Source organism: Rhizobacter sp. P2_D12 (assembly GCF_056404395.1).
Window position 1 is genome coordinate 1 of record NZ_JBFUEB010000204.1, and the last position, 5,484, is coordinate 5,484.

Annotated in this window: 6 protein-coding genes; 2 read left to right on the forward strand and 4 right to left on the reverse strand. The window is 65.7% G+C overall.

Features of this window, described 5'->3' with window-relative positions:
* The 3 genes from AC1DYN_RS31430 to rimP all read right to left on the reverse strand — a co-directional run.
* Positions 1-578: translation initiation factor IF-2 associated domain-containing protein (locus AC1DYN_RS31430; protein ID WP_477966546.1), on the reverse strand; the 578-nt coding region annotated here is incomplete at its 3' end.
* A 70-nt stretch (positions 579-648) separates the two neighbouring features.
* Entirely contained in the window at positions 649-2,127 is a 1,479-nt protein-coding gene (gene nusA, locus AC1DYN_RS31435) for a transcription termination factor NusA (RefSeq protein WP_477966556.1), read from the reverse strand.
* Positions 2,117-2,665, reverse strand: a complete 549-nt coding sequence (gene rimP, locus AC1DYN_RS31440) for a ribosome maturation factor RimP (protein ID WP_477966548.1) — start codon at positions 2,663-2,665, stop codon at positions 2,117-2,119. The genes nusA and rimP overlap by 11 nt, the downstream gene beginning before the upstream one ends.
* A 212-nt stretch (positions 2,666-2,877) precedes the next feature.
* Between rimP and fabI the strand changes: the two genes are divergently transcribed.
* Positions 2,878-3,663, forward strand: coding sequence for an enoyl-ACP reductase FabI (gene fabI, locus AC1DYN_RS31445; RefSeq protein ID WP_477966550.1), 786 nt, complete (start codon positions 2,878-2,880; stop codon positions 3,661-3,663).
* An 84-nt stretch (positions 3,664-3,747) separates the two neighbouring features.
* Here the strand turns inward: fabI and AC1DYN_RS31450 are convergent, their stop codons facing one another.
* Positions 3,748-4,722, reverse strand: coding sequence for a glucokinase (locus tag AC1DYN_RS31450; protein WP_477966552.1), 975 nt, complete (start codon positions 4,720-4,722; stop codon positions 3,748-3,750).
* A 514-nt stretch (positions 4,723-5,236) separates the two neighbouring features.
* On the opposite strand from AC1DYN_RS31450, the gene AC1DYN_RS31455 reads away from it, so the two are divergent.
* On the forward strand, positions 5,237-5,484 hold a 248-nt coding region (locus AC1DYN_RS31455; RefSeq protein WP_477966554.1), incomplete at its 3' end, for a carbohydrate porin.

Sequence of the window (5,484 nt, forward strand, 5' to 3'; positions counted from 1 at the left end):
GCAGCGGCCTTCGCGGCAGCGGCTGCCGCCTCGGCAGCGGCCTTCGCGGCTTCTTCAGCGGCCTTCGCGGCAGCGGCTTCGGCGGCTTCGCGGGCACGCGCCTCGGCGGCCTCGCGTTCGCGGGCTTCCTGCTCCTCGCGCTGACGGCGCTTCTCGGCCAGTTCTTCTTCCTGGCGGCGCAGCAGCTCGGCCTGGGCCTTCGCCTCGTCCTCGCGGCGCTGCAGTTCGGTCTCGTCGGCCACCGGCTGCGCGGGTTCCTCGGCCGGAGCCGATTCGTCGCGCTTGACGAAGGTGCGCTTCTTGCGCACTTCGACCTGGATGGTGCGGGCCTTGCCGCTCGAATCGGCTTGCTTGATCTCGCTGGTCGACTTGCGGGTCAGCGTGATCTTCTTGCGCTCGCCCGGGCCGGACGTGCCATGCGCCGTGCGCAGGAAATCAAGCAGCCGCTCCTTGTCGGACTCGGTCAGCGCGTCGTCGGTCGACGCCTTGGCGACGCCGGCCGACTGGAGCTGCTCGAGCAGCGCGGCAGCCGGGCGATTGAGCTCGGCGGCCAACTGGGCGACGGTGGTCACAGCCATTGTGAATATCCTTGCTTGGTACTTGCAGTGCGGCGTTCGATACGGCGGTGGGGCATCAGGTCGTTCGGTCTCAGGTCGTGAACCAATGTTCGCGGGCCTTCATGATCAATGCCTTGGCCTTCTCTTCATCGACGCCGGCAATTTCGGTCAGTTCGTCGACCGCGAGGTCGGCGAGGTCGTCACGCGTGTTGATGCCGCCTTCGGTCAGCTTGGCGATCAGGGCTGCATCCAGCCCTTCCAGATCGCGCAGGTTCTGCGAGACGTCTTCCATTTTCTCTTCACGCGCGATTTCCATCGTCAGCAACGCGTCTTTTGCACGCGTGCGCAGCTCGTTGACGGTGTCCTCGTCGAAGCCTTCGATCTCGAGCATTTCCTGCATCGGGACGTAGGCCACTTCTTCCAGGCTGCTGAAGCCTTCGGCGATCAGGATGTCGGCGACCTCGGCGTCCACGTCGAGCTTGTCGACGAACAGCTTGCGGACGCTGTCGGATTCCTCGTTCTGCTTCGCCTGCGACTCCTCGGCCGTCATGATGTTGATGCGCCAGCCGGTCATCTCGGAGGCGAGGCGCACGTTCTGGCCGCCGCGGCCGATCGCGATCGCGAGGTTTTCCTCGTCGACCACGACGTCCATCGCATGGCGCTCTTCATCGACGACGATCGACTGCACGTTGGCCGGGGCCAGCGCACCGATCACGAACTGCGCCGGGTCTTCCGACCACAGCACGATGTCGACACGCTCGCCGGCCAGCTCGTTGGTGACCGCGTTGACGCGCGAACCGCGCACGCCGACGCAGGTGCCGATCGGGTCGACGCGCTTGTCGTGCGAGATGACGGCGATCTTGGCGCGCGAACCGGGGTCGCGGGCGCAGGACTTGATCTCCAGCAGGCCCTGCTCGATCTCGGGCACTTCCTGGGCGAACAATTCGATCATGAAGCCGGGCGCGCTGCGCGACAGCACGATCTGCGGGCCGCGCAGGGTCGGGTCGACCTCGGCGATGAAGGCGCGCACCCGGTCGCCGGAGCGCAGGTTTTCCTTCGGGATCATCTCGCTGCGCTTCAGGCGGCCTTCGACGCGGCCGGACTCGACGATCACGTCGCCCTTGTCCAGGCGCTTGACGGTGCCGACGAAGATCTTCTCGCCGCGCGACAGGAAGTCGTTGAGCAACTGCTCGCGCTCGGCGTCGCGGATCTTCTGCAGGATGACCTGCTTGGCCGCCTGGGCGCCGATGCGGCCGATGGAGACGGACTCGACCGGCTCCTCGATGTAGTCGTCGACCTCGATGTCGGGGATCTGCTCGAGCGCCTCGAAGTGCAGGATCTCGGAATCGGGCAGTTGCAGGCCGGCCTCGTTGGGCACCACGTGCCAGCGGYGGAAGGTCTCGTATTCGCCGCTTTCACGGTCGACGGTGACGCGCATGTCGACCTCGCCGCCATGCAGCTTCTTGCTGGCCGAGGCCAGGGCGGCCTCGACCGCGCCGAACACCACTTCGCGATCCACGCTCTTTTCGCGCGAGATGGCGTCGACCAGCATCAACAGTTCACGATTCATTATTGCGATCTCCGTCAACATCTTCGGCCTGCACGTCGGCTCCGTGCGGCACAGCAGCCGGCTGCGCAAAGCGCCGGCCCTTGAAATCGAGGACAGGCACCAGACGGGCCTCCCGCACTTCCTCGAACGAAAAATCCAGGGCCTGGTCGACCTTGCCGTCGTTGAACACCAGGCGCCACTGTTCCCCTTGCGCTTCCAGCACGCCGCGGTATTTCTTGCGGCCCTGGAACGCCATCTTCAGCGTCAGCTCGATCTCCGAGCCGGCGAAGCGCTGGTAGTCGGCCGGCTTGTTCAGCGGGCGGTCCAGGCCGGGCGACGACACTTCCAGGCGCTCGTAGGCGCAACCTTCGACTTCCAGCACATGCTGCAGCTGGCGCGTGACCTTCTCGCAGTCCTCGACCACGATGAACTCGCCCTGGGGATCGTTGGCCATGCGGTCGATGAACACACGAAGCAATCCCTTGGGGCTGCGTTCGCAGTTCACCAGGTCGTAACCGAGGCCGGTCACGGTGCGCTCAACAATGGCTTGCCAATTCATCCAGCTGATGCTTGTTCAGAAAGGGTTTAAAAAAAGCGAAGAAGAAAAACGAATTTCCAAAAAAAATGGGCTGGAAGAATCCGCCCATGCAGTTTTCTTGCGAAAGACGCATTGTAGCCCGGTGAGGAAGTACCGGCAAGGGCCGTGACTGTCAAGCATCAGTGCGTGCCAGAATGAACACCCCCTTTTCTCGACACCAGACTGGAGACTCCATGGGATTCCTGGCCGGCAAGCGCTTCCTGATCACCGGCGTTCTGTCCAATCGGTCCATCGCCTACGGCATTGCACGTGCCTGCCGCCGCGAAGGCGCCGAACTGGCCTTCAGCCACGTCGGCGAACGCTTCCGGGACCGTGTGGCCGAATTCGCCGCCGAATTCGACTCGACCCTGCTGTTCGACTGCGACGTCGCGAGCGACGAGCAGATCGACGCGATGTTCAACCAGCTGGGCGAGACCTGGCCGCAGTTCGACGGCTTCGTGCACTCGATCGGCTTCGCGCCGCGCGAGGCCATCGCCGGCGACTTCCTCGAGGGCCTGTCGCGCGAGGCGTTCCGCATCGCGCACGACATCTCCAGCTACAGCTTCCCGGCGATGGCCAAGGCGGCCGCGCCGCGCCTGACGCCCAAGGCCGCCCTGCTCACGCTGAGCTATCTGGGGGCGATCCGCAGCGTTCCCAACTACAACACGATGGGGCTGGCCAAGGCCTCGCTCGAAGCCTCGGTGCGCTACCTGGCCACCAGCCTGGGCCCCAAAGGGGTGCGCGTTAACGGCATCTCGGCCGGACCGATCAAGACGCTGGCCGCCTCGGGCATCAAGGGCTTCGGCAAGATCCTCGACGTGGTCGAGAACCTGTCGCCGCTGCGCCGCAACGTGACGATCGACGACGTCGGCAACGTCGCCGCGTTCCTGCTGTCCGACCTGGCGGCCGGCGTGACGTCCGAAATCACCTACGTCGACGCGGGTTTCAGCCACGCCATGGGTGGCGCGGGCGAGCTTTGACCACGACGATCCCGGATTGCGCTGCGCTTCATCCGGGCTACGGTCCGCGACGGGTGTAGCCCGGATGCCAATCCGGGAATCGTTTCACAAATCGTCGAGGGCCCGCAGGGCACCCAGCAGCGCCGGCGACGTGCTGGCCTGCACCACGAAGGTCGGCATGGCCTGCAGGTAGTCGCGGAAGCGGCCTTTCGCGACGAAGCGCTCGCGGAAGGTCGACTTGTCGATCCGGTCACCCAGCCGCGGCACGATGCCGCCACCGATGTACATGCCGCCGCGCGTGCCCAGCGTCAGCGCCAGGTTGCCGGCCACGCTGCCGAGCAGTGCGAAGAACATGTCCAGCGCCTCGACGCAGTGCGCATCCGATCCGGCCACCGCCCGCTCGCTCACCTCGGCCGCCGTCAGCGGCTGAGCCGTCGCCCGGTCGACCTGGCACAGCGCCTCGTACAGGCTCACCAGCCCAGGCCCCGACAGCGCCCGCTCGGCCGAGGCATGCCCGTAGCGCTGACGCAACGCGGCGATCACCGCGTCCTCGCGCGCCGTCGCCCCGCCGAGCGAGACATGCCCACCCTCGCCATTGACCGGCACCAGCCGCTGGCTGCCCGGCACGCGCAGCAGGCCTGACACACCCAGGCCGGTGCCGGCGCCGATCAGCCCGATCGGTGTGCCCTCCACCACCGCCCCGCCGCCCACCTGGCGCAGCTCGGCCGGCTTCAGCGACGGCAGCGACAACGCGAGCGCCGTGAAGTCATTGATCACCAGGAAGCGCTCCAGCCCGAGCTGCTGCCGCACCGCCTCGATCGAGAACGACCAGTGGTGGTTGGTCATCTGCACGCGGTCGCCGACGATCGGGTTGGCGATGCCGATGGCGCACCAGCGCGGCCGCACCGACGGCGAATGGACCGCCAAATAACGCGCCATCGCATCCTGCAGGCTCGGGTAGTCGGCCGCCGGCAGCGTGTCGATCCCGGTCAGCTCGGCGTCCGGCGCCAGTTGCAGCGCAAAGCGCGCGTTCGTGCCGCCGACGTCGCCCACCCACCGCGGAAAGGAATCTGCCTGCATGTCAACGCTTTCTCGTTCGAGTCACCGCAGGCAAACCCTGTGGCAACGATGCCCGCCGGTGCGCACCATGCGTTTCCCGGCCTCCCCGGCGCATGTCGCGCCCCCTCCGGGCCGCTGTCCCGTGCGTCGTGCACCGTCTGCGTGCGCCCGGCTTTGTAGCCAAACTACTTTTCATGATAGCGACGGCGGGCGGAAAGTATCGACAGCCGCGCATCCGGGACTTCCCTGAGGGTGTGGTAATTGTGATAAACGACGGGAAAACCCGCGTTTACCGGCTGTAGTCGGATTACTAGAGTCAACCTTGACAAAACATTACAGCCAGCGATGTAGCGCAGCTACGTGCTGACACAAGGACGACAACGCAAGTTCCCGGCTCTCCGGGGCGAACTTCGACCCGACCCTTCCGGCGGGTGCGAGGAGGCCCGATCCCGTTTCCCCCAACCGCTGCAGCAATGGGTCCCCCCAGACCGAGCGCTCGGCACATTTCAAAGCAAAACCTCTGAGGAGTCAGTTGATGAAGAGTCAGTTCAAGCTCGCGACCGTTGCCGCCGCAATGGGTCTGTTGGGCGCTACTTCCGCACAAGCCGTCGATTGGGGCGGCTATTTCCGTGTTGGTCCTGGCGCGACGAAGAAGGACGATTCGCGCGCGTGCTATGCCCTGAGCGGCGCGGGCATGAAGTACCGGCTGGGCAACGAGTGCGACTTCTACGGCGAGTTCCTGCTGAGCCAGGGTTTCAAGTCGGACGGCGTGGAGTACAAGGC